General features: G+C 73.3%; 20 protein-coding genes. 10 read left to right on the top strand and 10 right to left on the bottom strand.

The genetic code is table 11. The annotated features are described in order from the left end of the window. The first annotated feature begins 506 nt into the window (after positions 1–506). Both AB0411_RS02755 and AB0411_RS02750 read left to right on the top strand, forming a co-directional pair. The gene (locus AB0411_RS02755) at positions 507–1,736 is read left to right on the top strand and encodes a protein phosphatase 2C domain-containing protein (protein ID WP_366415364.1); all 1,230 of its coding nucleotides are present in this window, start codon (positions 507–509) and stop codon (positions 1,734–1,736) included. Positions 1,737–1,877: 141 nt separating this feature from the next. After that, positions 1,878–3,620 (top strand): pyruvate dehydrogenase, encoded by a 1,743-nt coding sequence (locus AB0411_RS02750; RefSeq protein ID WP_366415363.1) that lies wholly within the window; start codon positions 1,878–1,880, stop codon positions 3,618–3,620. Between the two features lie 91 nt (positions 3,621–3,711). Here AB0411_RS02750 and AB0411_RS02745 read toward each other — a convergent pair whose 3' ends face one another. Continuing rightward, positions 3,712–4,344, bottom strand: a complete 633-nt coding sequence (locus AB0411_RS02745; RefSeq protein ID WP_366415362.1) for a TetR family transcriptional regulator — start codon at positions 4,342–4,344, stop codon at positions 3,712–3,714. 159 nt (positions 4,345–4,503) lie between these two features. On the opposite strand from AB0411_RS02745, the gene AB0411_RS02740 reads away from it, so the two are divergent. Next, the gene (locus AB0411_RS02740) at positions 4,504–5,280 is read left to right on the top strand and encodes an SDR family oxidoreductase (RefSeq protein WP_366415361.1); all 777 of its coding nucleotides are present in this window, start codon (positions 4,504–4,506) and stop codon (positions 5,278–5,280) included. Between the two features lie 95 nt (positions 5,281–5,375). After that, positions 5,376–5,813 carry an SRPBCC family protein gene (locus AB0411_RS02735; RefSeq protein WP_366415359.1) on the top strand — a complete coding sequence of 146 codons (438 nt, stop codon included), beginning with the start codon at positions 5,376–5,378 and terminating at the stop codon, positions 5,811–5,813. 55 nt (positions 5,814–5,868) lie between these two features. On the opposite strand, the gene AB0411_RS02730 is transcribed toward AB0411_RS02735, so the two are convergent. The 4 genes from AB0411_RS02730 to AB0411_RS02715 form a co-directional block, all read right to left on the bottom strand. After that, on the bottom strand, positions 5,869–6,093 hold the full coding sequence (locus tag AB0411_RS02730; protein WP_366415358.1) for a hypothetical protein: 225 nt from the start codon (positions 6,091–6,093) through the stop codon (positions 5,869–5,871). 107 nt (positions 6,094–6,200) lie between these two features. Then, complete coding sequence (locus AB0411_RS02725) at positions 6,201–8,996, bottom strand: M48 family metalloprotease (RefSeq protein WP_366415357.1); 2,796 nt, start codon at positions 8,994–8,996, stop codon at positions 6,201–6,203. Between the two features lie 71 nt (positions 8,997–9,067). Then, the gene (locus AB0411_RS02720; protein WP_366415356.1) at positions 9,068–9,562 is read right to left on the bottom strand and encodes a hypothetical protein; all 495 of its coding nucleotides are present in this window, start codon (positions 9,560–9,562) and stop codon (positions 9,068–9,070) included. A gap of 120 nt (positions 9,563–9,682) precedes the next feature. Then, positions 9,683–12,844, bottom strand: coding sequence for an alpha-mannosidase (locus AB0411_RS02715; RefSeq protein ID WP_366415355.1), 3,162 nt, complete (start codon positions 12,842–12,844; stop codon positions 9,683–9,685). 430 nt (positions 12,845–13,274) lie between these two features. On the opposite strand from AB0411_RS02715, the gene AB0411_RS02710 reads away from it, so the two are divergent. Then, a complete protein-coding gene (locus AB0411_RS02710) occupies positions 13,275–13,640 on the top strand; it encodes an ATP-binding protein (RefSeq protein WP_381846766.1) in 366 nt (121 codons plus the stop codon). Between the two features lie 40 nt (positions 13,641–13,680). Here AB0411_RS02710 and AB0411_RS02705 read toward each other — a convergent pair whose 3' ends face one another. Both AB0411_RS02705 and AB0411_RS02700 read right to left on the bottom strand, forming a co-directional pair. Beyond that, the gene (locus AB0411_RS02705; protein WP_366415354.1) at positions 13,681–14,760 is read right to left on the bottom strand and encodes a DUF2637 domain-containing protein; all 1,080 of its coding nucleotides are present in this window, start codon (positions 14,758–14,760) and stop codon (positions 13,681–13,683) included. 257 nt (positions 14,761–15,017) lie between these two features. Beyond that, positions 15,018–15,857, bottom strand: a complete 840-nt coding sequence (locus AB0411_RS02700; RefSeq protein WP_366415353.1) for a (2Fe-2S)-binding protein — start codon at positions 15,855–15,857, stop codon at positions 15,018–15,020. Between the two features lie 144 nt (positions 15,858–16,001). Between AB0411_RS02700 and AB0411_RS02695 the strand changes: the two genes are divergently transcribed. Next, positions 16,002–16,730, top strand: a complete 729-nt coding sequence (locus AB0411_RS02695) for a GntR family transcriptional regulator (RefSeq protein ID WP_366415352.1) — start codon at positions 16,002–16,004, stop codon at positions 16,728–16,730. A gap of 50 nt (positions 16,731–16,780) precedes the next feature. Here the strand turns inward: AB0411_RS02695 and AB0411_RS02690 are convergent, their stop codons facing one another. The 3 genes from AB0411_RS02690 to AB0411_RS02680 all read right to left on the bottom strand — a co-directional run bounded on the left by AB0411_RS02690 (position 16,781) and on the right by AB0411_RS02680 (position 20,898). Next, the gene (locus AB0411_RS02690) at positions 16,781–17,656 is read right to left on the bottom strand and encodes a hypothetical protein (RefSeq protein ID WP_366415351.1); all 876 of its coding nucleotides are present in this window, start codon (positions 17,654–17,656) and stop codon (positions 16,781–16,783) included. 392 nt (positions 17,657–18,048) lie between these two features. Then, on the bottom strand, positions 18,049–18,903 hold the full coding sequence (locus AB0411_RS02685; protein ID WP_403145013.1) for a hypothetical protein: 855 nt from the start codon (positions 18,901–18,903) through the stop codon (positions 18,049–18,051). Positions 18,904–19,236: 333 nt separating this feature from the next. Next, on the bottom strand, positions 19,237–20,898 hold the full coding sequence (locus AB0411_RS02680; protein WP_366415350.1) for a PucR family transcriptional regulator: 1,662 nt from the start codon (positions 20,896–20,898) through the stop codon (positions 19,237–19,239). A gap of 270 nt (positions 20,899–21,168) precedes the next feature. On the opposite strand from AB0411_RS02680, the gene AB0411_RS02675 reads away from it, so the two are divergent. The 4 genes from AB0411_RS02675 (at position 21,169) to AB0411_RS02660 (ending at position 26,769) form a co-directional block, all read left to right on the top strand. After that, positions 21,169–22,056 carry an FAD binding domain-containing protein gene (locus AB0411_RS02675; RefSeq protein ID WP_366415349.1) on the top strand — a complete coding sequence of 296 codons (888 nt, stop codon included), beginning with the start codon at positions 21,169–21,171 and terminating at the stop codon, positions 22,054–22,056. Next, positions 22,047–22,652, top strand: a complete 606-nt coding sequence (locus AB0411_RS02670) for a (2Fe-2S)-binding protein (protein ID WP_366415348.1) — start codon at positions 22,047–22,049, stop codon at positions 22,650–22,652. The genes AB0411_RS02675 and AB0411_RS02670 overlap by 10 nt, the downstream gene beginning before the upstream one ends. Before the next feature lie 4 nt (positions 22,653–22,656). Next, positions 22,657–25,068: a xanthine dehydrogenase family protein molybdopterin-binding subunit gene (locus tag AB0411_RS02665; RefSeq protein ID WP_366415347.1), complete on the top strand. Its 2,412-nt coding sequence runs from the start codon at positions 22,657–22,659 to the stop codon at positions 25,066–25,068. Between the two features lie 243 nt (positions 25,069–25,311). After that, positions 25,312–26,769: an NCS2 family permease gene (locus AB0411_RS02660; protein WP_366415346.1), complete on the top strand. Its 1,458-nt coding sequence runs from the start codon at positions 25,312–25,314 to the stop codon at positions 26,767–26,769. Positions 26,770–26,773 lie beyond the last annotated feature (4 nt).

The following is a 26,773-nucleotide window of genomic DNA, read 5'->3' as shown; positions in this document are numbered from 1 at the left end:
CGCGGAGCCACGAGGACGACTGGTGGCGGCAGTTGTACGGCGGCGAGGGCGCGGGAGAGGGCGCCCCGGCACCCGGCACGGTGGGCGATGCCGGGCCGTCCGACGCCGTGGACACCCTCGACGAACGGGTCGCGTCGGCGCTGCGGGCGCTGGGAGCGCCGCGGAGGGGCGGTACGACGCGGCAGAAGCCCCCGACCCCGACCCCGACCCCGACCCCGCCTCCGAGTTCCGGTGCGGCCGAGCCGCCGCCGCGAAAACCACCGGGCAGGACCGCCCCCTCCCCGCCCGAGCCGTCCCCACCGATCCCGCTCCGGTCGACCGGCCCCGGGACGCGCGGGACCTCCACCGGTCGCCCGTCTCGGGACCGCCCGTCGGCCCCCGGCCCGTCCGCCGACGGCCCGTCGGCCCCGAACCGACGAGCCGCCGACGGTCCGTCCTCAGATCGACGAGCCCCCGACAGCCCGCCGCCCCGCGGCCCGTCGGCCGCCCGCCCCTCGGCCCCCGGCGTGTCCGCTGACCGCCCGTCCGCTGACCGCTCGTCGACCGACCGCCCTTCCGCCCCCGGCCCGTCCGCCGCCCGCCCCTCGGCCCCGAACCGACGAGCCGCCGACCGCCCGTCCCCGGACCACCCCTCGACCCCCGCCCCGTCCCCCGACCGCCGGGCCGCCGATCTCCCACCCGTCAACCGACGCTCGACCCCGCCCGACCCCCACGACACCCCTCCACCCACCGCCGCCACCCCCGCACCTGCCCACTCGCCCTCCCCCGGAGCCGAGCCCGTCAAGCCGGCCGGGTCGGCCCAGCCCGCCGAGCCGGGAGAACTGCCCGAAGCCGACCCCGCGGTGCTGGACGACCCGGTGCCCGACACCACCCTCGACGGCTCTTGCTACGGCGCGCTGACCCTGCGGGCCGCCTCGCAGCGCGGTGACGCCGCCCGCGTTCGTGGTGAGGTGCGCCGGGACGCGCTGCTCACCACCCGCTTCGGGGCCGGCCGGCACGCGCTGATCCTGGTGGCCGTCGCCACCGGCCGGCCGTCCGCCGGGGGCGCCCACCGTGCCGCGAGGGACGCCCGGGACGCCTGCACCTGGATCGGTGGCGCGATCGGCCGCAGCTACACCCGACTGGCGGAGGACATCAAGGCGGAGCGTCGCGACGCCCTCAAATCCGGGCTGCAGCGGCTCACCGACCGCAGCTACGGCAAACTGCGCGGCCGGGCGCCGGAGCGGGACGCCCCCGCGGAGCGGCCCCGGGACGCACCCGCGGGGTGGCAGCCGGCCGCGTTGCGCTGTCTGCTGGTACCCGCCGACCCGGACTGCCGTACCCGGGTGTTCTTCGGTGTCGGCGCGGGCGGCCTCTTCCTGCTGCGCGACGGGGCCTGGCAGGACCTGGAGCCCGCCGTGACGGACCACACCGCCGGCAGAACGGCGGGCGGCGGCACCGGACTGCCCCGTCCCGCCCAGGAGCCGGCGCACGACCCGTACCCGTCGGCCGAGGGCCCGGAGCGGTCCGAGCCGTTCCTCTTCCGCACGGCGTTCGCCCGTCCGGGGGACACGCTGCTGCTGTGCAGCGCCGGCCTCGCCGAGCCGCTGCGGGACGGGCCCGCCCTCGCCGCCCGGCTGGCCGACCGGTGGTCCACCGCCGAGCCGCCGGGCCTGGTGGACTTCCTCGCCGCCTCGCAACTACGGGCCGAGGGCCACGCGATGGACCGTACGGCCGTCGGGGTGTGGGAGTCGTAGCGCCGGGCACACGGGGAGCCGGAGCGCGGAGGGGGAGGGGACGCACAGCGGAGGCGCGCCGCGGCACCGCATGGGTTCATGGGAGAGCAGCCCCCTCCGCCTCAGCGGGCAGCCCCCACCCGTCGAAGGAGCGACAGCGACATGGCGAAGCAGACCGTGGCCGAGCAGTTCGTGGACATCCTCGTGCGGGCGGGGGTGCGCCGGCTCTACGGGGTCGTCGGCGACAGCCTCAACCCGGTGGTGGACGCCATCCGCCGCAACTCCGCGATCGACTGGATCCAGGTCCGCCACGAAGAGGTCGCCGCGTTCGCCGCCGGGGCGGAGGCACAGCTCACCGGCTCGCTCGCGGCCTGCGCCGGCTCCTGCGGTCCCGGCAACCTGCACCTCATCAACGGCCTCTACGACGCCCACCGTTCCATGGCCCCGGTCCTCGCCCTGGCCTCCCACATCCCGTCCAGCGAGATCGGCACCAACTACTTCCAGGAGACCCACCCCGACCGGCTGTTCGTCGAGTGCAGCCACTACAGCGAACTGATCTCCAGCACCAAGCAGATGCCGCGGGTGCTGCAGACCGCGATCCAGCACGCCATCGGCCAGCGCGGGGTCTCGGTCGTCTCCCTCCCCGGCGACATCGCCGCCGAGCAGGCCCCCGAGCGCACCATCGAACACGCCCTGGTCACCACGCGCCCGTCGGTCCGCCCCGGGGACGCCGAGATCGACACGCTGGCCCGGATGATCAACGAGGCCGACAAGGTCACGCTGTTCTGCGGCAGCGGCACCGCGGGTGCGCACGCCGAGGTCATGGAGTTCGCCGAGCGGGTGAAGTCCCCGGTCGGCCACGCACTGCGCGGCAAGGAATGGATCCAGTACGACAACCCCTACGACGTCGGCATGAGCGGACTGCTGGGGTACGGCGCGGCGTACGAGGCCACCCACGAGTGCGACCTGCTGATCCTGCTCGGCACGGACTTCCCGTACGAGGCGTTCCTGCCCGACGACGTCACCATCGTGCAGGTCGACGTCCGGCCCGAACACCTCGGCCGCCGCTCCAAACTCGACCTGGCCGTCTGGGGCGATGTCCGCGAGACGCTGCGCGGTGTGATGCCCAAGGTGAATCCGAAGACGGACCGCAGGTTCCTGGACCGGATGCTGAAGAAGCACGCCGACGCCCTGGAGGGCGTGGTCAGGGCCTACACCCGGAAGGTCGAGAAGCACCTGCCGATCCACCCCGAGTACGTGGCCTCGGTCCTGGACGAGGAGGCCGACGACGACGCGGTCTTCACGGTCGACACCGGCATGTGCAACGTCTGGGCGGCCCGCTATCTCACGCCCAACGGCCGCCGCCGGGTGATCGGTTCATTCAGCCACGGCTCGATGGCCAACGCGCTTCCGCAGGCGATCGGCGCCCAGTTCATCGACCGCGGACGCCAGGTCGTCTCGATGTCGGGCGACGGCGGGTTCTCCATGCTGATGGGCGACTTCCTCACCCTGGTCCAGTACGACCTGCCGGTGAAGGTGGTGCTGTTCAACAACTCCTCGCTGGGCATGGTGGAGCTGGAGATGCTGGTCTCCGGCCTGCCGTCGTACGGCACCGGCAACAAGAACCCGGACTTCGCGGCCATCGCCCGCGCGGCCGGGGCCCACGGCATCAGGGTGGAGAAGCCCAAGCACCTGCGCGGCGCCCTGCGCGAGGCCTTCAAGCACAAGGGGCCGGCGCTGGTCGATGTCGTCACCGATCCCAACGCCCTGTCGATCCCGCCGAAGATCAGCGCGGAGATGGTGTCCGGCTTCGCGCTGTCGGCCGGCAAGATCGTGCTCGACGGCGGCGTCGGCCGGATGCTGCAGATGGCCCGCTCCAACTTGCGGAACGTGCCCCGGATCTAGGGGTGCCACGTGCCCCGGATCCCGGTCCAGGGGGCAACGTGCCCGGAATCCGGATCCAGGGGACAACCTGCTCCGGATTCCGGGAGGTTGATTACCTGTCGGTGGACGGTTCCGGCTGCGCCCGGAGTTCGTCGAGCCGCAGGAAGGACAGTGCGCGCCGCATCAGGTCGACGAGTTCCCCGGGCTCGTCCTGCCACGCCCAGTGCTCCATGGTGACGGTGAACGCATCCAGTACCGCGGTGGTCAGCAGGCGCACTTCGAGACTGCCGACGGGGGCGCCCGCGCGGGACGCCAGTGCGGGCGCGAGCCGTTCCTGCATCTCCCGCCCCGCGGCGAGCCAGCGCATCTTGAGGACGGGGACGGTCCCCAGGACCCGGACCAGCCGGCGGGCCCGGGCGGCGTCCGCCAGGCGCCGTTCGGCCGTCGCCGTCCCGAAGGACGCGTCGAGGGCCGTGCTGAGCGGTTCTTCGGCGGGATGCTCCGCGAGGACGTCCACGAGGTGGCCGACGCTGGAGGCGAAGAGCGGGGTGAGGGCGTCCTCCTTCGCCGGGCAGTAGCGGTAGAAGGTGCGCAGGGAGATGCCCGCGGCCGAGGCGATGTCCTCGACCGTCGTCGTGTCGTAACCGCGGTCGGCGAACAGGGTCGCCGCGGCCTCCGCGATCTCCAGCTGCGTCTGAAGGCGCCGTTGGTCCGTCAGGGACGGACGGCCCCGTGCTGCCGCCATGGTGTGCTCCTCGCCGTGCTTCACCTCGGTTCCGCATTCTCCCAGAGAATTTATGGCACGGCATGCCAAAAAAGGCGTACCCTGATCACCGGTCACCGATCGACCGACGCCCCGACCGACCACCGATCAGCCCGGATCAGCGCAGCGAAGGAGCCGGCCATGCCCCGCACCTACCTCATCACCGGAGCCGCCTCCGGCATCGGCAAGGCCACCGCCGCCCGGCTCACGGCGCAGGGGCACACGGTCATCGGCGCCGACCTCCAGGACGCCGACATCGTCGCGGACCTCGCCACCCCCGAGGGCCGGGCCCATCTGGTCCGGCGGGCGGCTGAGTTGAGCGGTGGGCGGCTCGACGCCGTGATCGCGGGCGCCGGTCTCGCCGGGTTCGCGCCGCGCGCCGTCAGCGTCAACTACTTCGGCGCGGTCGCCACGTTGGAAGGACTGCGTCCCCTGCTGGCCGCCGGTACCGCCCCGCGCGCCGTCGCCATCGCCTCGGTCGCCGCCGTCCACCCTCACGACCCGGCCATCGCCGACGCGGCGCTCGCCGGTGACGAGGAAGCGGCGCTGGCCGCCGCCCAGGCGGCGGTCGACCGGGGCGAGGGCCATGCGATCTACGGCTCGACCAAGGCCGCCCTCGCCCGGTGGATACGCCGCACCGCCGTAACGGCCGACTGGGCGGGCGCCGGCATCCCCCTCAACGCCATCGCCCCCGGAACCGTCGTCACCCCGATGACCGAACCCCTGCTGGCCGCTGCCGACATGCGCACGATCGTCGACGCGACCGTCCCCATGCCCCTGCACGGCCACGCCCAGCCGGGACAGATCGCCCCCCTCCTGGCCTGGCTCACCGCTCCCGAGAACGAACTGGTCACCGGCCAGGTCGTCTTCATCGACGGCGGCGCCGACGCCGTAGTGCGCGGCGACGGCACGTGGTGAGCGGCGGCCGAGAGCAACGGCCGGAGGCAACGGCCGGTCAGGGGCACCCGCAGTCATCGCAGGCATCGGAGTCCCCCGCCATCAAGGGTCCGCCCGTGCACACGCTCACCCGCACCACCGTCGTCACCGCCGGCCCCGATGCCGTCTGGCGGCTCATCGGCAGGTTCGGCGGCCTCGCCGACTGGCACCCCCTGCTGCCGCCGTCGGTCTTCGAGGACGGCGCCGATCCCGAGACGCCCGGGGCGGTGCAGGCGTTCTCCGTCGACGGCCGGGTGGTCATCCGGGAACGGCTCCTGGAGAAGGACGACGCGCGCCGGATGCTCCGGTACACCATCCATGAATCCGCCGTCCCCGTCTCCGACTACGTCGCCACGCTGTCCGTGCACCCGCACCACGCGGGAGCCGAGATCCGGTGGACCGCGACCTACGGGGCCGCCGACGCACTCGTTCCCGAGATCGAGCGGCACTTCGGCGACACCGTCTACGCCACCGGCCTGGCCGCCCTCGAAGAGCGCTTCGCCCGGACCGCCTGACCGGGCCACTGGGCCCGGGCGCGGCCCTGGCCCTTGGAGGTCGAAGAACCGTGCCTCAACTGGTCGCGAGCCAGGCGACTCCGGCGCCGAAGACGGCGACCGCCGCGGCAGGTGCCGCGTAGCGGAGGCGGCGGATGCGGTCGACGCGGTGGAGGGCGCAGCCGACGACGACGGCCGTGAGGAGGAGGGCGATCGTCCCGATGGTGCCGGGGAGGGCGCCATGGCTGTACCCGAACGCTTCGGCGTGCCGTATCCACCCGAAAAGCCAGAAAAGCTTCATTCCTGCTCCTGCTCCTGTTTCCGTGACCCGGTCCGTGCCGGACCGGTCGAGACCGTAAGGCGTCCCGGCCGCGCCCGGCCGTACGCAGCGGACGGCCGGCCCCGGCCCTACTTGGTCTTCGAGGTGGCCGCCTTCTGGATGTCCTGGCGCGCGGCGACGAAGCTGCGCAGTCCGGCGGCCAACTCCTTGAGAGACGCGGAGAACTGCTGTGAGCGTTCCGCATCCGTCCTGCGCGGTCCGCCCTTGGGCGGGATCATCGCCTCCTGGCAGCGCCCGGTGCCGTGATGCAGCCGGCTCAGCGCGTCCGACCAGGACTTCTGCAGGTCGGGGCTGGGGACCGGGAAGTAGTCCTGGGCCTCTTCGACCCGCTTGCCCAAGGCGCCGCAGACGCGGTGGAACGTCTTCTCGTCCACCGGGACCTGCCCGTTCGTGTCCCGCTTGCGGGCGGCGGCCTTCAGCAGCTCGGCGTTCAGCGCCAGTTGGGCGGCGTTGATGCGCTGGGTGTGCAGGTTCCCGCCGTTGTTCAGCCAGGACCAGGTCTGCCACGTACGCATCGTGCGTGTCTGCGTCGGCGGCGGGCTGCCGTCCGGTCCCTTCGTTCCCCGGGCTGCCGCCTTCGGCGAGAACGGGGACGCGGCGGAGGTGACGGCGACCTGAGTGCTCGCCACGACGGTCAGCAGCACAGCGGGCACGCCGAGCGTGAGCGCCGTACCCGCCTTCAGGAGGACCGGGCGCCGGCGTACCGGCACGGCGGGCGCCGGGACTGCCGGGAGGCGCACCGCAGGCCGTCCCCGCAACCGCCGTACGATCCCTGCCGTACCTGCGCCCAGGAGGGCCGCGCAGGCCGAGCCGAGCACGGCGTTGGTGAGGGTGAGGAGAGTGACGGCCGTGCCGAGGGCCAGGCCGTTGCGGGGGTGCCACCGGCAGACGTCGAGGACGGTGTTCAGCGGCCCCAGGCACCCGTCGGCCGAGGACAGGAGGAACACCGCACCGTACGCCGTCAGTTGGGTCACCTGAGCGGCGATCACCGCGCGCAGCAGCCAGTGCCGCCGGGAGAAGGCGGCCACGACGGCGGCCGTCAGCAGACAGACCGCCAGTACCGTCACGATCACCCACCACTGGTGGACGACGAGGAAGGGACCGGTCCGCTCCTTCACCGTGGCCGGCCGCCGGGCGTGCCCCACGGACCACGTCAGGGCCAGTCCCGCCCAGGACACCAGCCCGCCCGCACAGCCGGCGACGAGCGTCCGGCGCACCCGCGGACCCGCGCCGGGTCGTTGCCACAGCAGCAGGACCAGCGGTACGAGCCACATCAGGAGCACGGCGACTCCGACCGGAACCTGCCGGTGCAGCGGCGAGAGCAGGGACAGGCCGTAGGAGAGGGCCGACAGGTCCATGTCGTAGTCCTGCCAGGCGCCCGGGACCGCCTCGGCGTAGGCCCTGGCCAGCGCCCCGCCCAGATCGCCGCCGCCCCCCAGCGCGATGCGCTCGCCTCCCAGCCGCCACCACGTCAGCCCGCCCCACAGCACCGTCGCGGTCACCAGCGCACACACCACGGCCGCCGCACGGCGCTGACCCCGTTTCGGCAGACCGAGGGCCAGGCGCAGGGTCTGGGACCACCACACCGCGGGCACCGCCCCGATGAAGAGGAACGCGAGCAGATACAGGGGCTGCGGCAGCAGCCAGTCGACCCGGTACCGGCCGCTGGCCACGAACTCCCCCACCAGCAGGCCGCAGCCGAGCCAGAGGCCCGGGAGCGCGCCGGACCCGGGGGCCCCACCGGCCGTGCGCGAGGCCCGTACGACCGGCAGGCCCAGGGCGATGCAGAGCACCGGAGCCACCAGCGCGACCGTGAGCCACAGAGCGCCGTGCGCCAGGGGCCGGAAGGGGAGCGTGGCCAGCGACCCGAAGAGCATCGAGGCCGAGGCGCCGGCCAGGAACATCTCCAGCGGACTGACCCGGAGGAGGTGATCGCGATCGGCGAGGACCCGCCGGCGTTCCGCCCAGCCGGGGTGGGTCCGCAGCAGCGCGGTGAGCCGGTGCAGCAGGGGGGCCACGGTGCCCGGCGGGTCGGGCCGGTCCCAGTTGGCGGGGTGCGCGCCCCAGGCGACCGCTCGAAGGTCGGCGTGGTGTTCCCGCCGGCGCAGCAGATCCGCCCGGGCCAGATGTACCAGTCCGGCCAGCAGGAGTCCGGTGGTGACAAAGGCCAGCACCTCGGGCGCGGCCCCGGGCCACCACGGCGTCTCGGTGCCGGAGACGACGAGGAAGACGGCCCAGCCGATCAGGGCGAAGTCCGGCAGCAGGGCGAAGAGGACGAAGACCCGCCACAGCACCGTGGCGGCGTAGGCGTAGTCCACGTCCCGGTGGTGGATGTGGGCGAGTTCGTGCAGGACGACGGCGCGGAAGCCCTCCGGGTCGGTGCCGCGCCGGGCCGGCAGGCCCGCGTGCAGGCAGACGGTGTATCTGCCGGTGCGGCCGTGGACACCGGCGCCGGAGGTCATCCGGGCTGGGTCGATGCGGAAGCGCACGTCCGAGCGGATCCCGGTGCGTTCGGCCAGCGCGGCCAGCTCCGCCCGCAGCGTGCCGTCGGCGTCCACGGCCTCGACCGGCACCAACCGGCGCCGCCGGTCGCGCACCTTCGGCAGACACCAGTACACCAGCCCCGCGACGGCGAGCAGCACCAGCGTCGCGATCACGCCCGCGTAGGACACCGGCTGTTCGCCCAGGCACTTCACCAGGGCGGGCGAACGGCGCATGGTCGCCGTCATGTTGTCCGTGTCGCTCTGGGCGGGGTCGAACCCGGCGGCGTACAGGCAGCCCATGGCGCCGGTCAGGCCGCGCCGCGGGTTGTTCCGCTCCAGGACGACCGTGAACAGGGTGCCGAAGAGGGGAACGCTCGACACCGTCACGAGAACCATCAGGAGCGCGAACCGGGGCCCGGTCCCGGTCGCGCTCCGGAAGGCGGCGAAGCCCTTCACGAGGCGGCGTCGGGTGTGGGAGGCAGCTCGGGGCGGGTCTCGGCCGCCGCCGTCGCAAGCCTCGCCACGACGCCGTCCGCCAGGGCCTCGGCCTCCCGGGCCTCGATGCCCCGCTCGGCCGCCCGCTCCAGGATCTGCGCCCTGACGAGCGCGAGCTCGGCCGGGTCCAGCTCGACCGGCACCCGCTGCGGCGGGGCCGGAGCGCGGCGCAGCATCCTGCGCACTCCCGAGCGGCCCCGCGTCAGCAGGCTCTCGGTGGCCGTGTCGACCGCACGCCGGGCCGCCTGGTCGAGCACGAGCCAGACCACGGGGGTGACCAGCGCGGCCACCTCGGCATAGCCGAAGCCGAGCGGTTCCCGCTTCTGCCCCCGCCGGCCGAGGGTGCGGACGACCTCGTCGTCATCGAGCCTGCGCAGGCTGTCGACGAGCGGCAATTCGTGCGCCGCGTGCTCCGCCACCACCTCGCGCACCAGATCGCGTACGTACACCATCGACAACCCCCGTGAATGGCAAGTGCGTTGGAAGCATTCCAGCATGCGGTGCCACGGCAGGTGACGAGAACCGGTCAGGGCGCGGGAGCCGGCCCGGGCCCCGCCCGCCCGGAACCCGGTTCAGCTCCCCGGCGGGCACTGCGGCCGCAGCCGGAGCGTCAGGATCTGGAACGGGCGCAGCTCCACCGCCACATCCGAGGTCGGCCCGCCCTCCTCCTCGTGCAGCGGCCGCTCCAGCAGGTCGGTCACGGTGGCCCGTTCGACCGGGAAGCCGGGGGAGAGGGTGCCGCTCGCCCGGCCGCCGTGCGACTCGTAGAGCCGCACCACCACATCGCCGCTGCGGTCCTCGGCGAGCTTGACCGACTCGACGGTCACGGCCGGGTGGTCGACGCGGATCAGCGGGGGGACGGGCGGTGCGGTGGCGGTCCGCAGGGGCAGGTTGAGTGCCAGCCCCTCGGCGACCGCCTCGCCGGTCCCGGCGCCCGGCAGCAGCGCGTAGCGGAAGCGGTGACTGCCCTGGTCGGTCTCGGGGTCGGGGCTGTGCGGCGCGCGCAGCAGGGTCAGCCGGACCGTCGTGCCCAGGCCCTCGGGGTGCGGGGTGCGGGTGACGTCGTGGCCGTAGGTGGAGTCGTTGAGCAGGGCGACGCCGTAGCCGGGCTCGGCGACCCGCAGCCAGCGGTGGGCGCAGATCTCGAAGCGGGCCGCGTCCCAGCTGGTGTTGGTGTGGGTGGGGCGGTGGACATGCCCGAACTGCACCTCGCAGGCGCACTGTTCGGCGTGCACGTCCAGGGGGAAGGCGGCCTTGAGGACCTTCTCCGACTCGTGCCAGTCGATGTCGCAGGCGATGTCGAGGCGGTGCGAGCCCGCCCGCAGCGTCAGCTCCTGGGTGATCCGGGACGCGCCGAACGCCCTGGTCACCCGGACCGTCGCGGACAGCGGCCCGGCCGCGGTCAGCTCGACGGACTCGGCCTCGGCCAGATCGGTGTGCCGGCGGCGGTAGTGCCGGTCGAGGTCCCAGGCGTCGTACTGGTTGGGGTGGTCGGGGTGCAGCTGCAGCAGATTGCCGCGGGCGCCCGGCGCCAGCACCTCCCGCCCGGCGTGCAGATCACGCACCGACGTCAGCAGGCCGTCGGCGTCGACGACCACCCGCAGCAGCCCGTTGTCGAGCGTGACGGTGTCCCCGGCGTCGGCGTCCGCCCGTACGGGAGGGGGCGGCGGGGTGGCGGAGTCCGGGGCGGCCGGGCGGACGGCGGCCGAGCCCAGCGCGGGGACGTGCACCGCGACCTCGGTGGGCCCGTCCGCCCCGGGCGCCGCCGGCAGCGCCACGACCTCGTTGCGGTCGTAGGGCGAGGCGTTGAACACCGTCGGACTCCCGGCCGCCGCGTCCCCGTCCGCCAGCGCCCCGAGTGCCGTCTCGATGATGCCGGTCAGCTCGGCCGCGACCGCCGCGTAGGTGTCCCGGGCCTCGCGGTGGACCCAGGCGATCGACGACCCCGGCAGGATGTCGTGGAACTGGTGCAGCAGCACGGTCTTCCAGAGGCGGTCGAGGGCGTCGTACGGGTAGGCGTAGCCGCCGCCCGTCCGCACCGCCGCCGTCGCGGCCCACAACTCGGCCTCGCGCAGCAGGTGTTCGCTGCGCCGGTTGCCCTGCTTGGTCTTCGCCTGCGAGGTGTACGTGCCGCGGTGGAACTGGAGGTACAGCTCACCGGACCAGACCGGCGCCGCCGCCCCGTACTCCGCGTGGGCGGCCGCGAAGAACCGGGCGGGCGGCTCGATCGCGACGCGCGGCGAGCCTTCCAGGGAGCGCAGCCGGCGGGCCCGCTCCAGCATCTCGCGGGTCGGGCCGCCCCCGCCGTCGCCCCAGCCGAACGGCACCAGGGAGCGGGTGGCGCGGCCCTTCTCGGCGAAGTTGCGTTCGGCGTGGGCGAGTTCGGCGGCGGCCAGCCGGGAGTTGTAGGTGTCGACCGGCGGGAAGTGGGTGAAGACGCGGGTGCCGTCGATGCCCTCCCACCAGAAGGTGTGGTGCGGCATCTTGTCGGTCTGGTTCCACGACAGCTTCTGGGTGAGGAACCACTTCGCGCCGGCCAGCCGCGCCAGCTGCGGGAAGGCGGCGGTGTAGCCGAAGGAGTCCGGCAGCCAGACCTCCTCGGTCTCCACGCCCAGCTCCTCCAGGAAGAAGCGCTTGCCGCACGCCAGCTGCCGGGCCAGCGCCTCACCGCCGGGCATATTGGCGTCGGACTCCACCCACATCGAGCCCACCGGCGCCCAATTGCCGTCCCGTACGGCCTCCTTGATGCGTTCCCAGATGTGCGGCTGGTGCTCCTTGACCCAGGCGTACTGCTGCGCCTGGGAGCAGGCGAACACCACTTCCGGGTACTCCTGGGCCAGCTGGGTGACATTGGCGAAGGTGCGGGACGCCTTGCGCACGGTCTCGCGCAGCGGCCACAGCCAGGCGGAGTCGATATGGGCATGTCCGGTGGCCGAGACGCGGTGGGCGCTCGCCGCGGCCGGGCGGCTCAGGACGTCCGCCAGCGCGTCGCGCCCGGCGGCCGCGGTGGCGCCGACGTCGTGCAGGTCGAGCGCGTCCAGCATGTCCTCCAGGGCCCGCAGGATCTCGTGCCGGCGCGAGCCGTCGGCCGGCAGCTCGTGCATCAGCTCCGACAGCACCTCGATGTCCAGGACCAACTGCCAGACCGTCTCGTCGAGCACCGCGAGATCCGCCGAGGCGAAGCGGTACAGCGGCCGGCTCGGAGCGGTGCGCACATCGCCGAGGTCGGTGGGGCGGAAGTCCCGCAGCACCGCCGGGTTCGCGGCCGCCTCCAGCAGCAGGCGGACCTCCTCGCCACCGCCGGCCGGCGCGCCCACGGGGACGTGCCGGTTGCGCGGGTGGATGCCCTTGATCGGTACGCCCTCGGCGTCGTAGACGAGGCCCTCGGCCTGGAACCCGGGCCCGTCACCGCTGAAGCCGGGGTCGATGACGGCCTCCACCCGCCGCCCCGCCCACTCCTGCGGCACCTCGCCCGCCAGCCGGAACCAGCTCGTGGACCACGGCGGCCCCCAGGGCTCGCCGACCGTGAACGGCTCGTACGCGGCCCGCAGCGCCTCGCCCACCGGCACCGTTTCCCCCTCTCCCGACCCCCCTCGCGCAGGAGATCCCCCCATGACCGGCGCGTGCCAGACGGCCAGCCGCAGCGGCACCCGCGCCGCGTACTGCGCGGGCCGGATGAACTGCCCCAGCGCCCGCTCCAGGCGCCCCTCCACCAGCAGACGGTCGTCGTGCACAGCGGCTCCTCACGCTCGTACTCCCCGACGCCTCCCGGGCGCGGGCGGGGTCCCGGCGGTCGCCGGGGAGTGCCCGGCAGCCCCGGCCGGGCTCCCACGACAGGCTCGGGTCAGACATACCCACTCAGGGGTGTCCGTCCGGCCGGACCCGAGCAGGGAGGCCCCCCGGGCCCCGCCCGGCCCACCCGGCGCGCAGGCGGCGGATCGGCGGCAAGGCGGGCGGAAGCGGCAAAACCGAAGCATGGCGGCAGAGCGGATGGGCATGCTGAGCGTGAGGCTGTTCGAGGCAGAGCGCCGAAGTTCGTTGGGGGCGGGGGAGAAAATGCGTCAGCCTGTGCGGCGCGAAGGACGGGACAGACGGCAGGAAACGGCCGAGGGGGGCCGGGACGGGGGGATCACCGCACGAGCGCCGGGTGTACTGGAGCGCAAGGTGCGGCATGCGGATCTGAAAGCGGTCGGCGAGGTGCGCAGGGAGCTGCGCCAGCTGCTCAGCCGCTGGGCGTCGCCGGGGGACGGCGAACTCGCGGAGGTCGCGACGCTGCTCACCAGCGAGCTGGTCACCAACGCGCTGGTGCATGCGGAGGGCGGGGCCGTCGTCACGGCCAGGGTCGGCGACCGGCTGCGGGTGGAGGTCAGGGACTTCGTCCCCGGCCGTCCCGAGCCGCGCGCGCCGACGACCGACGGGACCTCCGGCAGGGGGCTGATGCTGGTGCGCTCCTTAGCCGACGCCTGGGGGATACGCACCGAAAGCCTCGGCAAGAGCGTGTGGTTCGAACTGGGCGGCGGACCGGCCTGACCCCTGGGCGGGGGTGCCCGAGGGCGCGGTCCGCCGCCGGTCAGCCGAATTGCCGTTCGATCTCGGCGAGCTTCTCCTCCAGGGAGTCCAGACGGGGAATCGTCTGGGTGTCGTCCTCGGCGGTGAGATCCACGGTCCGCGGGGCCGCGGTGCCGGCGCCCTCGGCCTCAGCGCCGGACACGGCCTTGAGTGCCGGACGGGCGCGTGACGGCAGGTCCCCGGTCCGCGGCGGCTCGACGTCGCCGGCTATGGCGGGGTCGGGTCCGGCCACCTCCGCGGGGGCCGCTGCCGTCGTCACCAACTGCCGGCCGCCACCACGCCCGAGGCCCCAGCTGCGGTGCTGCCGGTTGATGGCCTTGAGGCGTGCGCGGTCGAGCCTGCCCTGCTCGCGCCGGCGAAGGCGGTGCGCCTCCTTCTCGCGCCGGTCCTCGCGGACCTCCTCGACCGCCTCGTCCAGCGTCCGTACGCCCTCCAGCAGCATCAGCGACCAGGCCGCGAAGGTCTCGCGGGGAGCGCGCAGCCAGCGGACGATCCGGATCTGCGGCAGCGGACGGGGCACCAGGCCCTGTTCGCGCAGCGCGGCCCGGCGGGTCTGCTTGAGCGCCCGGTCGAAGAGGACCGCCGCCGACAGCGACATCCCGGCGAAGAACTGCGGTGCGCCCGCGTGGTCCAGGCCGCGCGGCGCATGCACCCAGTTGAACCACGCCGCCGCGCCCGCGAACGTCCACACCAGCATCCGCGAGCCCAGCGCCGCGTCACCGTGGCTGGCCTCCCGCACGGCGAGCACGGAGCAGAACATCGCCGCGCCGTCGAGCCCGAACGGCACCAGGTACTCCCAGCCCCCGGAGAGGTTGAGGTTCTGCACGCCGAAGCCGACCAGACCATGGAAGGACAGCGCGGCGGCGACCGCCGCACAGCAGAACAGCAGCAGATAGGAGGCCGAGGCGAAGACGGTCTCCTTACGGCGGCGGCGCTCCTCGCTGCGCTCCCAGGAGTCCTCCCCGCCGGACCGCGCGGCCGCACGCCTGCCGCGCACCACCAGCGCCACGGCCACCGGCACACCGACGAGCACCAGGGCTCCGGGAACCAGCCAATCCAGCGATATGTCGGTCATCCTCATTCTGGGGTCCCTTTGCCTCGGCTACACGATTTCGCGCGACATCCTGGCGGAATCCGCACCCCGCCCAGTGGGTTTCGGGGCAAGAGAACGCCAAGGGGGAGGATGAGTCATCCTGTGGTCGAACTGTCTTCCGTGTATGCGGAGTTGAGTTCGACGAACCTCACCCCGGCGGGTGTTCCGTGCGGCCCCGGCCCGTCCCTCCCGGCCCCGGCGGGCACGTACCGCGACCCGGGACCCGTCCGCACACGGCGGGAGCCTCAGCCGGCTGCGGTGAGGCGCCGGACGCGCTCCTCGTCGAGGGTGCGCGGGCAGGTGAGGCAGGTGTCCTCGGGGCGCAGTGTGTAGAACATGCAGCAGCTGGCGCGGTCCCGGGTCGCCAGGGCCTCGCCGCGCGGTCCGGTCAGCTCGCGGAACCCCGCGCCGCCCGCGTACGGAGCGGTGGCGCCCGGCAGCAGCAGCTCCAGCGCGGCCACCGCGCGCTGCTCCTCGCCCAGCAGGTGCCCGATGTACCACAGGCCCTCGGCGATCTCGTCGGACGCCAGGCCCCACAGCGCCCGCGGCCCGCGCCGCATCCGGGTGCGGAAACCGTCCAGGACGGGCCCGAGGTGGGCGGCCACCGCCGCCCTGACCTCGGCGCGCAGCGCCTCCTCGTCCGGCACCACCCGGGCGCCGGGCAGCGCTGCCGCCGGATCGTCCGGAAGGCAGGCGAACGCCTCGATCCGCACTGCCATCCGGCCCGGCTCCCGCTGGAAGCAGACGTCCTGCACGGGCAGCCGCGGGACCCGCCGGTGCAGGAACCAGGGGACGGTGATCAGCAGGCAGGCGGGCCAGGCGTAGCGGTGCAGCGCGAAGCCCGCGACGACGTCCGGCCGGGCGCGCTGTCCGTAGTCCCGCACGATCCGTGCGTCGTCCCAGGCGAGGAAGGACTCCAGGCTCTCGCCGCCGGCCGCCAGCCCGGCCGCGCGGACCCAGCCGTCGCCGCTGGGCGGGGTCGTGTCCCACAGGGCCACCCGCAGGCCGGGGAAGGCCGCGGTGAGCCGGTCGTAGGCCTCGGCGAGGGGGTGGACGGCAGGCGGGGCGGCGGGGACACGAGTCATGCGGGGGACCACCGAATCAGCGATCGTCAGAAGGTAAGGCTTACCTTATTCGAAGGCTTACCCCGGCCTGCTGAACGCCAGTCCTGGCGGCCCGCAGGGCCTTCTGACCGGCGCCCCGGATTTGAACTGGGGCGTCCGCCGCCTATGGTGCTTCAGACGTCAGGAGGAACCGTGAGGGAACAGGGCACAGCGGAACAGGGACCGCACGCCGGGGCACGGGTGCCCGGGCAGGCCGGTCCCCCCGTGCCCCGGCGGCACTCCGTGCGCGGCCAGGTGCTGGCCGCGCTGCGCCATGCACTGGTCGGCGGGGAGCTGACCCCGGGCGAGGTCTACTCCGCACCCGGGCTCGCCGAGTGCTACGGCGTCTCCGCGACCCCGGTCCGCGAGGCCATGCAGCAGCTCGCCTGCGAAGGGGCCGTCGAGGTCGTGCCCAACCGCGGCTTCCGGGTCGCCGAGTGCAGCTCCCGCGACCTCGCCGAGCTGGCCGAGGTCCGGGCGATGCTGGAGGTGCCCGCGGTGGTCCGGCTGGCCCGGGCGCTGCCCCCCGAGCGCTTCGAGGGGCTGCGCCCGCTCGCGGAGGAGGGCGTCACGGCCGCGGCCCGCGGGGACCGGGTCGGCTACGCGGAGGCCGACCACGCCTTCCATGACGCCCTGATGTCGCTCACCGGCAACCGCTGGCTCACCGAGGTCACCGGGGATCTGCTGCGCCGCTCCCAGCGGCCGCCGGCCGACGGTCCCCGGAGGCGCACGGCCGACCTGCTGGCCGACGCCTCCGAGCACACGGCGCTGCTCGACGCCCTGGTCGCCCAGGAGTACGCGGTGGCCGAGCGGATCACCCGCGAACATGTGTCGGTGGCCCGCCACCCGCACTGACCCCGCTCCGGGCGGGCCCGCCCGGCCGAGGCGGCCCGGCGCCGGGCCGGCTAGCCGGGCAGCAACTCCTCCAGTGGCAGGGCCGCGACATCGGCGGCGGGCCGGGAGAGATAGAGGTCGGCGTGGTAGAAGCCGTCGGCTTCCTTCTGTGCGGTGGACAGGCCCCGGGCGGCCAGTGCGTCGAACGCCGCCTGCCGCTCGTTGCCGTCGGCGAACTGCCGCTGACGGAAGGTGCGGGTGGTGAGCCTCTCCGTCACCAGCCCGGCCCGGGCCAGCAGGGCGGAGATCGGCCGGTAGTCCACCTCGCGCAGGACGAACGCGGCGACCCATGGCGGTGCGGACACGCAGTCGAAGAGGCGGCCGAAGGTGCGCGCGGAGATATAGCCGACACCGCCGGTGACGGTGATCAGGTCGGTGCCGGCCAGCACCTTCCGCAGCTCCGGGCTCGGCTCGTCGAGTTCCAGGTTCTCCGCGAAGCCGTGGTCGAGCAGGCCGACCGCCCGCGCATAGCCGACCGCGCGGTCCGCCGCGTCGATGCCGGTCACCCGCAAGGGTTCGGCACGTCGCCGGGTGGCGAAGAACGAGCGGTCCTCTTCGACGAGTTGGGCGGTGGACGGCAGTGCGTGGCCGTTCGCCGTGTAGCGGCCGTAGAGATCGGCGAGGGACAGCTCGTGGTTGAGCAGTGCGGCGTTGACCCCGTACGAGCAGCAGAGGTCGACGACGTTCAGCGGCGGGCGGTCGCTCCGGTGCCGCTGGAGGGTCTCGGCCACGGCGCGGAAGACCGCTTGGCCGTGGTGCGGAATCTGGTAGTCCAGGGGGTGCAGAGTGGTGAAGTACCTACGGGGATCCGGGCAGTTGTAAATCGCCTCGAAATCTGCCTTGCCCCAGTCGGTTGCAGCGGTCGTGTTGGTCACTCCTGCTGTCATGTGGCCTCCTGAAAGGCTGTGCCAGTGGGTGGGGCCAGCTGGTCCCGGACCAGCATCCATACCCCGCTGCCGCCTCACAGTGCGACTTGTGGCCATTCTCGGGGCCTGTGGGGCGTCGTGAGACACCCCTTCCCCGGGCCTTCGGCCCATAGTCCCACCTCAGGGTTCGCCCGGCGCGTCGACGGCCGGCCGGAGCGGCAACCGTCGCACCCCGGCCGATCCGGGGCGGGGACCGTCCAGATCCGGCCAATCGTCGACGGAGCCGGCATGGCCGATGTTGGGGGGTTGACGGTGCGCGGATGAACGGGCACGGGCGGTGACGTACGGGCGGCGGCCGGGCCACCACGGAAAGTGCTGGCCCGGCCGCCGCCCGTGAGGTGCACGGACACGTCCTAGGTGGCCGTGATGCCGGTGGACAGATGGTCGGCGAGCCAGGTGGGCACGCCGCCCATGAGACGGAAGAGCCGGGCCGCCTCGGCGCGCAGCCGGTCCGCGTCGGCGTCCGGGGCGGCCTCGGCCAGCGCCACGAGGGCCGGTGCCGTGCCGACCAGGAAGCCGAGTTCCTCGCGGATCCGCAGCGACTCGGCGAAACCGTGCCGGGCCTCGGCCAACTCGCCGTCGCGCAGCGCCAGTCCGGCCAGATGGCGCCAGGTGAAGGACAGCAGCAGGGTGTCGCCGTGGGCGGTGGCGCCGGCGTGGGCGCGGCGGTAGGCGGCCCGCGCCGAGTCCGGGCTGTCGGCGACGTGCTCGGCCATCAGCCCGCGGCGGAAGTCCAGCAGCGGGCGCCCGGCCGCGGTGGGCGTCAGCAGCGCGGCGGCCCGGCCGAGTGCGGAGCGGGCCTCGTCGGCCCGGTCGCGGACGCCCAGGACCGTGGCGGCGTACGCGAGATGGCCGCGCTCGCAGGCCGCGCCGCCCCGCTCGTCGTCGGTGCCCGCCAGTGCCTCGGCGGCGCGCAGCGCGTCCTCCGCCTCGGCCCAGCCGGCCGCCGTGAACATGCACCGCTCGACCAGCAGCGCGGCGCGGCGCAGTGCGGACGGTGCGTGGTGGACGGAGTGCGGTTCCAGCAGGGCGGCCGCGTCGTCCCAGCAGCCGCGGGAGCGCAGCCGCCAAACGGCACGGTCGAGGGGGTCGTCCCCCTCGACCGTGCCTGCCGAGCCTGTTTCCGGTGCGGATGCGGGTGCTGGTACCACGATCGGCACCGGAACCGCAGAACTGACCGGATCCGCGGAATCCGCGGATTCCGACATGGCGGTATCCGCCACATTGCCCTCCCCGAGCGCGCCATTGAGCTGGAAGTTGGAAGCAGTGGGCGAATCTCAGCACGAATTCCGTGGTGCGGCCAAGGGGGTGGGTGAATGAATTCACAATCCCCGGGAGGGGGGTTCACGGGCCCCGCAGGGCCCTGATCGGGCGCATCGCCGCACTGTGCGACCGGCCTGCGGCAGGCGGAAGTTGAGCGCGATGACGCCCGATCGAGTTACCCCGGATGGAGTAATCGGGCCCCGCCGGGTCGTACCGGCGGGGCCCGGGGAGCCGCAGGGCGCGGGGCCGTCGCGGCGCGACGCCCGGCGGGGGCGTCGTCAGCTCATCCGCAGGGCCAGGAAGAAGTCGAGCTTGTCCTCCAGGCGGGACAGGTCGCGGCCGGTGAGCTGCTCGATGCGGCCCACCCGGTAGCGGAGGGTGTTGACGTGCAGGTGGAGGCGGCTGGCGCAGCGGGTCCAGGAGCCGTCGCAGTCCAAGAACGCCTCCAGGGTGGGGATCAGCTCGGCGCGGTGCTTGCGGTCGTAGTCGCGCAGCGGGTCCAGGAGGCGGGCGGTGAAGGCCCGGCGGACGTCGTCGGGCACGAACGGCAGCAGCAGGACGTGCGAGGCCAGCTCCTCGTGTCCGGCGGCGCAGACCCGGCCCGTGCGGGCCGCGGCGACCCGGCGGGCGTGCCGGGCCTCCTCCAGGGCGCCGCGCAGCCCCTCCGCCGAGTGCACCGCGGCGCTCACCCCGACCGTCAGCCGCCCGTCGTCGGCCAGCCCGCGGCTCAGCGGCTCGCGGACGACGGAGAGCAGCTGATCGGCGTGCAGGCCGGTGATCGAGGCGTCACCGGGCTCGTCCGGGACGGGCAGCGGAACCAGCGCCACCGCCTCGTCGCCGGTGTGCGCCACGGCGATGCGGTCGGAGGGCTCCGGGCCGAAGGTGCCGGGGTCGACCAGCATCTCCTCCAGCAGGCTCTGTGCCACCGGGCCGCCGGGGAGGTCGCCGTCCTCCCACTCGACCCTGGCCACCACGATCTGCCAGTGCGGTGCGGCGCCCAGTCCGGGCAGCAGCACCGGGGCCGCCACCCGCAGCCGGGCCGCGATCTCGGCGGGCGGCGCGCCGGTCTGGACGAGCTCCAGCACCTCCTGGGCGAGCCGGCGGCGGACCGTGCGGGCCGCGTCGCGCCGGTCGCGCTCCACGGCGATCAGCTGGGTGACCCCGTGCAGCAGGTCGAGCCGCTCGTCGGGCCAGTCGCCGGCGTCCGCCTCGACGGCCAGCAACCAGTCGCTCAGCAGCGTCTGGCGCAGGTCACGGCCCTCGTGGCGGATCGGGAAGAGGGAGAAGGTGGCGGAGTCCAGGGTGACGCGGTGCGGGCCCCTGCGGCCCGTGCGGGCCGCCGCCAGGTGCTCGCCGGCGAGCCGGGCGGCGACCTCGCCGGAGAGTTCGGGGCCGGCGTCCGCCAGCGTCGAGCCCGCGATCTGCCGGCCGGTGGGGGAGAGCACCCAGGCCCGCAGGTCCAGGTCGGAGCCGAGCAGGTCCAGGACCACCTCCGGGCCGCCGCCCGTGGGGCCGGAGGTCATCAGCCGCCGGTGCCGGTCCACCACGGCGGCCAGGTCGCCCGCGCGTTCGCTGGAGACCTGGCGGACGACATGCTCGGTGATGGAGGCGAACGAGACGTCCTCGACGACGGAGAACAGCGGCAGCCGGTGCCGGAGGCAGGCCTGCACTAGGTCGTCGGGGACCGAGCCCAGCTCGGCCTCGCCCGCCGCGAGTCCGGCGACCCCGGCGGTGGCCAGGATGCGGACGAACCGCTCGGAGTCGTCGGGCTCCCGGCGCCACGCGAGCCCCGTCAGCACCAGTTCGCCGCCGGAGAGGTAGCGGCTGGGGTCACGCAGGTCGGTGGTCATCACGCCGCGTACCGTACGGTCCAGCTCGTCCTCGCCCCCGAGCAGCCGAAGGCCCAGGGTGGGAGTGTCCAGGAGTGCGCGGAGCCGCATGACCTCGCCCGCCGTTCTTTGCTGTCTGTGTTGCCGGTGGAATGCCGCGAGGTTTCAGAGCCTCGTCTTTCGTTCGAATCTACAAGACGGGTGGCCTGGCCAGCCAACCGCTTCATGGTTTCGGTGACTGCACCCAGTGGGTGCCGGGCGCGTTCACTGAGCCCATCCACATGAACAGGACATGAACGTATCCGTGGCGATGGCGACGCAGCGTCCTCACCATGAGTAGCGAACGACCCGATTTCGTAGAATTCGTAGAAGAGGCCAACCATGGACTTCCTTCGCCCCGCCAGCTGGGAGGAGGCGCTCGCCGCCAAGGCCGAGCACCCTACCGCTGTGCCTATCGCGGGCGGCACGGACGTGATGGTCGAGATCAATTTCGACCACCGCCGTCCCGAGTACCTGCTCGACCTGAACCGCATCGGTGAGCTGAGCGAGTGGGAGGTCGGCGAGAAGACCGTGCGCCTGGGCGCCTCCGTCCCGTACACCAAGATCATGGAGAACCTGCGGGGCGAACTCCCGGGCCTGGCCCTGGCGTCGCACACGGTGGCCTCCCCGCAGATCCGCAACCGCGGCGGTGTCGGCGGCAACCTCGGTACCGCCTCCCCGGCCGGCGACGCGCACCCCGCGCTGCTCGCCGCCGGCTGCGAGGTGGAGGTGGAATCCGTGCGCGGCCGCCGGATGATCCCGATCGACGACTTCTACACCGGCGTCAAGCGCAACGCCATGGAGGCCGACGAGCTGATCCGCTCGGTGCACCTGCCCAAGGCGGACGGCCCGCAGCAGTTCTCCAAGGTCGGCACCCGCAACGCCATGGTGATCGCGGTCTGCGCCTTCGGCATCGCGCTGCACCCCGAGACCCGCACGGTGCGCACCGGCATCGGCTCCGCCGCGCCCACGCCCGTACGGGCCCGCGAGGCCGAGGACTTCCTCGCCGCGGCGCTGGAGGAGGGCGGCTTCTGGGAGTCCGGCAACCCCATCCCGCCGTCCGTCGCCAAGCAGTTCGCGCAGCTCGCCGCCGGCGCCTGCAACCCGATCGACGATGTGCGCGGCAGCGCCAAGTACCGCCGGCACGCGGTCGGCATCATGGCGCGCCGCACCCTCGGCTGGACCTGGGAGTCCTACCGGGGCAACGAGAGGAGCGCACAGTGCGCGTGACATTCACCGTCAACGGCCGCCGGCAGGAGGCCGACGACGTCTGGGAAGGCGAGAGCCTGCTGTACGTCCTCCGTGAGCGGATGGGCCTCCCGGGCTCCAAGAACGCCTGTGAGCAGGGCGAATGCGGCTCCTGCACGGTCCGCCTCGACGGGGTGCCGGTGTGCTCCTGTCTGGTCGCGGCGGGCCAGGTCGAGGGCCGCGAGGTGGTCACCGTCGAGGGTCTGGCGGACTTCGCCCGGCAGCGCGCCGAGGGCGGCTGCGCCGACGGCACCTGCGGCACCGGCCTGGACGAGGCCCAGGGCTGGCAGGCCCGCCCGGCCGGCCCGCAGAGCGGTGACGGTGCCTCGCACGAGGGGCTCTCGCCGATCCAGCAGGCGTTCATCGACGCCGGCGCCGTCCAGTGCGGCTTTTGCACCCCGGGGCTGCTGGTCGCCGCCGACGAGCTGCTGGAGCGCAACGACTCCCCGTCGGACGCCGACATCCGCGAGGCCCTGTCGGGCAACCTGTGCCGCTGCACGGGCTACGAGAAGATCCTCGACGCGGTCCGGCTGGCGGCCGCCCGCGGCGAGACCCGGACCGCCGGACAGGGGGCCTGACGCCATGGCCGACAAGGAGACCCGGGTCGCCACCGCGCCCGGCCGCACCCCGACGAACCTGACGCAGGGCGGCCCGACCAAGGCCGGCATCGGCGAGTCCACCCTGCGGCCCGACGGCACCCTCAAGGTGACCGGCGAGTTCGCCTACTCCTCGGACATGTGGCACGAGGACATGCTGTGGGGCTTCACCCTGCGCTCCACCACCGCGCATGCCGAGATCCGGTCGATCGACACCTCCGAGGCGCTGGCGACCTCCGGCGTCTACGCCGTCCTGACCTACGACGACCTGCCCACCGACGTGAAGAACTACGGCCTGGAGATCCAGGACACCCCGGTTCTCGCGCACGGCAAGGTGCGCCACCACGGCGAGCCGGTGGCGCTGGTCGCCGCCGACCACCCGGAGACCGCGCGCCGCGCCGCCGCCAAGATCAAGATCGACTACGCCGAGCTGCCGGTCGTCACCGACGAGGCCTCCGCCACCGCCGAGGGCGCCCCGCTGGTCCACGAGAACCGCACCGACCACCACATCGGGCACGTACCGCACCCGAACATCGTCCACCGCCAGCCGATCCTCCGCGGCGACGCCGACGAGGCCGCCAAGAAGGCCGATGTCATCGTCTCCGGCGAGTACGTCTTCGGCATGCAGGACCAGGCCTTCCTCGGCCCGGAGTCCGGCCTCGCGGTGCCCGGCGAGGACGGCGGCGTCGACCTCTACGTCGCCACCCAGTGGCTGCACTCCGACCTGCGCCAGATCGCCCCCGTCCTCGGCCTGCCCGAGGAGAAGGTGCGGATGACGCTGTCCGGCGTCGGCGGCGCGTTCGGCGGCCGCGAGGACCTGTCGATGCAGATCCACGCCTGCCTGCTGGCGCTGCGCACCGGCAAGCCCGTCAAGATCGTCTACAACCGGTTCGAGTCCTTCTTCGGGCACGTCCACCGGCACCCGGCGAAGCTCTGGTACGAGCACGGCGCCACCAAGGACGGCAAGCTCACCCACCTCAAGTGCCGCATCGTGCTGGACGGCGGCGCCTATGCGTCCGCCTCTCCGGCCGTCGTCGGCAACGCCTCCTCGCTCGCCGTCGGCCCGTACGTGGTCGACGACGTCGACATCGAGGCCATCGCGCTGTACTCCAACAACCCGCCCTGCGGGGCGATGCGCGGCTTCGGCGCCGTCCAGGCGTGCTTCGCCTACGAGGCGCAGATGGACAAGGTCGCCAAGAAACTGGGCATGGACCCGGTCGAGTTCCGGCAGCTCAACGCCATGGAACAGGGCACGATCATGCCGACCGGGCAGCCGGTCGACTCCCCGGCCCCGGTCGCCGAACTCCTGCGCCGCGTCAAGGCGATGCCGCTCCCGCCGGAGCAGCAGTGGCTGACGGCCGGGGCGGGCGCGGACGTCCGTGCGCTGCCCGGCGGGCTGTCCAACACCACCCACGGCGAGGGCGTGGTCCGCGGTGTCGGCTACGCCGTCGGCATCAAGAACGTGGGCTTCTCCGAGGGCTTCGACGACTACTCCACCGCCCGGGTGCGGATGGAGGTCGTCGGCGGGGTGCCGGTCGCCACGGTCCACACCGCGATGGCGGAGGTCGGCCAGGGCGGTGTCACCGTCCACGCCCAGATCGCCCGTACGGAGCTGGGGGTCCAGCAGGTCACCATCCAGCCGGCCGACACCCAGGTCGGCTCGGCCGGATCGACCTCCGCCTCCCGCCAGACCTATGTCACCGGCGGCGCCGTCAAGAACGCCTGTGAGCACGTCCGCGAGCAGGTCCTCGACATCGGCCGGCGCAAGTTCGGCACGTACCACCCCGCGTGGGCGACCGCCGAACTCCTGCTGGAGGGCGGCAAGGTCGTCACCGACGGCGGCGAGGTCCTCGCCAACCTGGCGGACGTCCTGGAGGACGAGGCGGTCGACCTGGAGCTGGAGTGGCGCCACCGCCCCACCGAGCCCTTCGACCTGCACACCGGCCAGGGCAACGGCCACGTCCAGTACTCCTTCGCGGCCCACCGCGCGGTGGTCGAGGTGGACACCGAACTCGGCCTGGTCAAGGTCATCGAACTGGCCTGCGCCCAGGACGTCGGCAAGGCCCTCAACCCGCTGTCCGTCGTCGGCCAGATCCAGGGAGGCACCACCCAGGGGCTGGGCGTGGCGGTCATGGAGGAGATCATCGTCGACCCGAAGACCGCGAAGGTGCGCAACCCGTCCTTCACGGACTACCTCATCCCCACGATTCTCGACACCCCGACCATCCCGGTCGATGTGCTCGAACTCGCCGACGAGCACGCTCCGTACGGGCTGCGCGGCATCGGCGAGGCCCCCACCCTGTCGTCCACCCCGGCCGTCCTCGCGGCGATCCGGAACGCGACCGGGCTGGAGCTCAACAAGACGCCGGTGCGGCCCGAACACCTCACCGGCACCTAGAGACCGTCCGGGGGCGACCCCGGGCACCGGCCTCCGGGCGGTGGGTGTCAGGGGTGTCCCTGTCCGTCCTCCTCCGCCCACCGCCCGGAGTCCCGCCAACGCACCACGCAGTCGCTGCTCCGCTCCGGCGGAGCCAGTACCCCCCGTTCGCCTCGGGCCGTCCCCCGGGTCGTGCAGCCGACGTTCCATCCCAAATCTCGCACCCCGTGCGAGTGCCCCTGTGAACCTTGGGAGTAAGGCACCATGACCCAGCAGTCCACCGAGCCGAGGACCACGGCGGAAGACGCCGGGGCCGGCTCGCGCCAGCCCGCGGGCCGGTCCTGGCTCGACCGGTACTTCCACATATCCGACAGAGGATCGACGCCGGCGCGAGAGGTGCGCGGCGGCATCACCACCTTCATGGCGATGTGCTACATCCTCCTGCTCAACCCGCTGATCCTGTCGACCCCGGACGTGGAGAAGAACACCCTCGCGCACGCGGGCGTGGTCACCGCGACCGCACTGGCCGCGGCGGTCTCCACGCTGCTGATGGGCTTCATCGGCAAGGTGCCGCTGGCCCTGGCGGCCGGCCTGAACGTCTCGGCCGCGCTGACCGCCCAGGTCGTCCCGCACATGACCTGGCCGCAGGCCATGGGCATGTGTGTGGTCTACGGCGTGGTGATCTGCCTCCTGGTGGTCACCGGCCTCCGCGAGATGATCATGAACGCGATCCCGCTGGCGCTCAAGCACGCGATCACCATGGGCATCGGCATGTTCGTCGCCCTGCTCGGGCTGGTGAAGGCCGGTTTCGTGGGCAAGGGGCAGGGCGGCCCCGTCACCCTCGGCCTCACCGGGCAGCTGTCCGGCTGGCCGGTGCTGTTCTTCTGCGTCACCCTGCTGCTGATCTTCATGCTGCAGGCCCGCAAGGTGCCCGGCGCGATCCTCATCGGCATCGTGGCCGGCAGCGTGCTGTCCATCGCCGCGACCAGGATCGGCGGCCTCACGGCCAAGGACTGGGGCGGTACGCCCCCGGAGCTGAGCGGCAGCGCGGTCGCGATGCCCGACTTCGGCCTCTTCGGTCATGTCGAGTTCGGCGGCTGGGGCTCCCTCGGGGCGCTCAGCGTCGGCATGATCGTCTTCACCCTGGTGCTGGCGGGCTTCTTCGACGCCATGGCCACCATCATCGGCGTCGGCACCGAGGCCGAGCTGGCCGACGACAAGGGCCGGATGCCGGGCCTGTCCAAGGCGCTGTTCGTGGACGGCGCGGGCGGGGCGATCGGCGGGGTGGCCGGCGCGTCCGGCCAGACCGTGTTCATCGAGTCGGCGAGCGGTGTCGGCGAGGGCGCGCGCACCGGCCTGTCGTCCGTGATCACCGGCCTGCTCTTCGCGGCCTGCCTGTTCTTCACCCCGGTCACCCAGCTCGTACCGGCCCAGGTCGCCTCGGCCGCCCTCGTCGTCATCGGCTCGATGATGATGAGCGCCGCCGGCCACGTGGACTGGCGCGATCGCTCGGTGTCCATCCCGGTCTTCTTGACCGTGGTCCTGATGCCGTTCACCTACAGCATCACCGCAGGTGTCGGCGCGGGCGTCATCGCCTACGTTGCCATTAAGGCGGCACAGGGCAAATGGCGCGAGATCGGCGGCTTCATGTGGGTGCTGGCCGCGATCTTCGTCGTCTACTTCTCGCTCCATCCCATCGAGCAGTGGCTGGGCGTCAAGTAACCGC

Source organism: Streptomyces angustmyceticus, from assembly GCF_040701845.1.
GTDB lineage: Bacteria > Actinomycetota > Actinomycetes > Streptomycetales > Streptomycetaceae > Streptomyces > Streptomyces angustmyceticus_A.
Note: the sequence above shows the minus strand (reverse complement) of the source record. Positions and strands in the feature narration are given on the sequence as shown.

Coding starts and splice junctions, on each gene's coding strand:
- AB0411_RS02750 (WP_366415363.1), top strand. CDS start 1,878: ATGGCGAAGCAGACCGTGGCCGAGCAGTTCGTGGACATCCTCGTGCGG.
- AB0411_RS02675 (WP_366415349.1), top strand. CDS start 21,169: ATGGACTTCCTTCGCCCCGCCAGCTGGGAGGAGGCGCTCGCCGCCAAG.
- AB0411_RS02720 (WP_366415356.1), bottom strand. CDS start 9,562: ATGGTGTACGTACGCGATCTGGTGCGCGAGGTGGTGGCGGAGCACGCG.
- AB0411_RS02730 (WP_366415358.1), bottom strand. CDS start 6,093: ATGAAGCTTTTCTGGCTTTTCGGGTGGATACGGCACGCCGAAGCGTTC.
- AB0411_RS02745 (WP_366415362.1), bottom strand. CDS start 4,344: ATGGCGGCAGCACGGGGCCGTCCGTCCCTGACGGACCAACGGCGCCTT.
- AB0411_RS02685 (WP_403145013.1), bottom strand. CDS start 18,903: ATGTCGGAATCCGCGGATTCCGCGGATCCGGTCAGTTCTGCGGTTCCG.
- AB0411_RS02705 (WP_366415354.1), bottom strand. CDS start 14,760: ATGAGGATGACCGACATATCGCTGGATTGGCTGGTTCCCGGAGCCCTG.
- AB0411_RS02665 (WP_366415347.1), top strand. CDS start 22,657: ATGGCCGACAAGGAGACCCGGGTCGCCACCGCGCCCGGCCGCACCCCG.
- AB0411_RS02660 (WP_366415346.1), top strand. CDS start 25,312: ATGACCCAGCAGTCCACCGAGCCGAGGACCACGGCGGAAGACGCCGGG.
- AB0411_RS02700 (WP_366415353.1), bottom strand. CDS start 15,857: ATGACTCGTGTCCCCGCCGCCCCGCCTGCCGTCCACCCCCTCGCCGAG.
- AB0411_RS02680 (WP_366415350.1), bottom strand. CDS start 20,898: ATGCGGCTCCGCGCACTCCTGGACACTCCCACCCTGGGCCTTCGGCTG.
- AB0411_RS02740 (WP_366415361.1), top strand. CDS start 4,504: ATGCCCCGCACCTACCTCATCACCGGAGCCGCCTCCGGCATCGGCAAG.
- AB0411_RS02690 (WP_366415351.1), bottom strand. CDS start 17,656: ATGACAGCAGGAGTGACCAACACGACCGCTGCAACCGACTGGGGCAAG.
- AB0411_RS02695 (WP_366415352.1), top strand. CDS start 16,002: ATGGTGCTTCAGACGTCAGGAGGAACCGTGAGGGAACAGGGCACAGCG.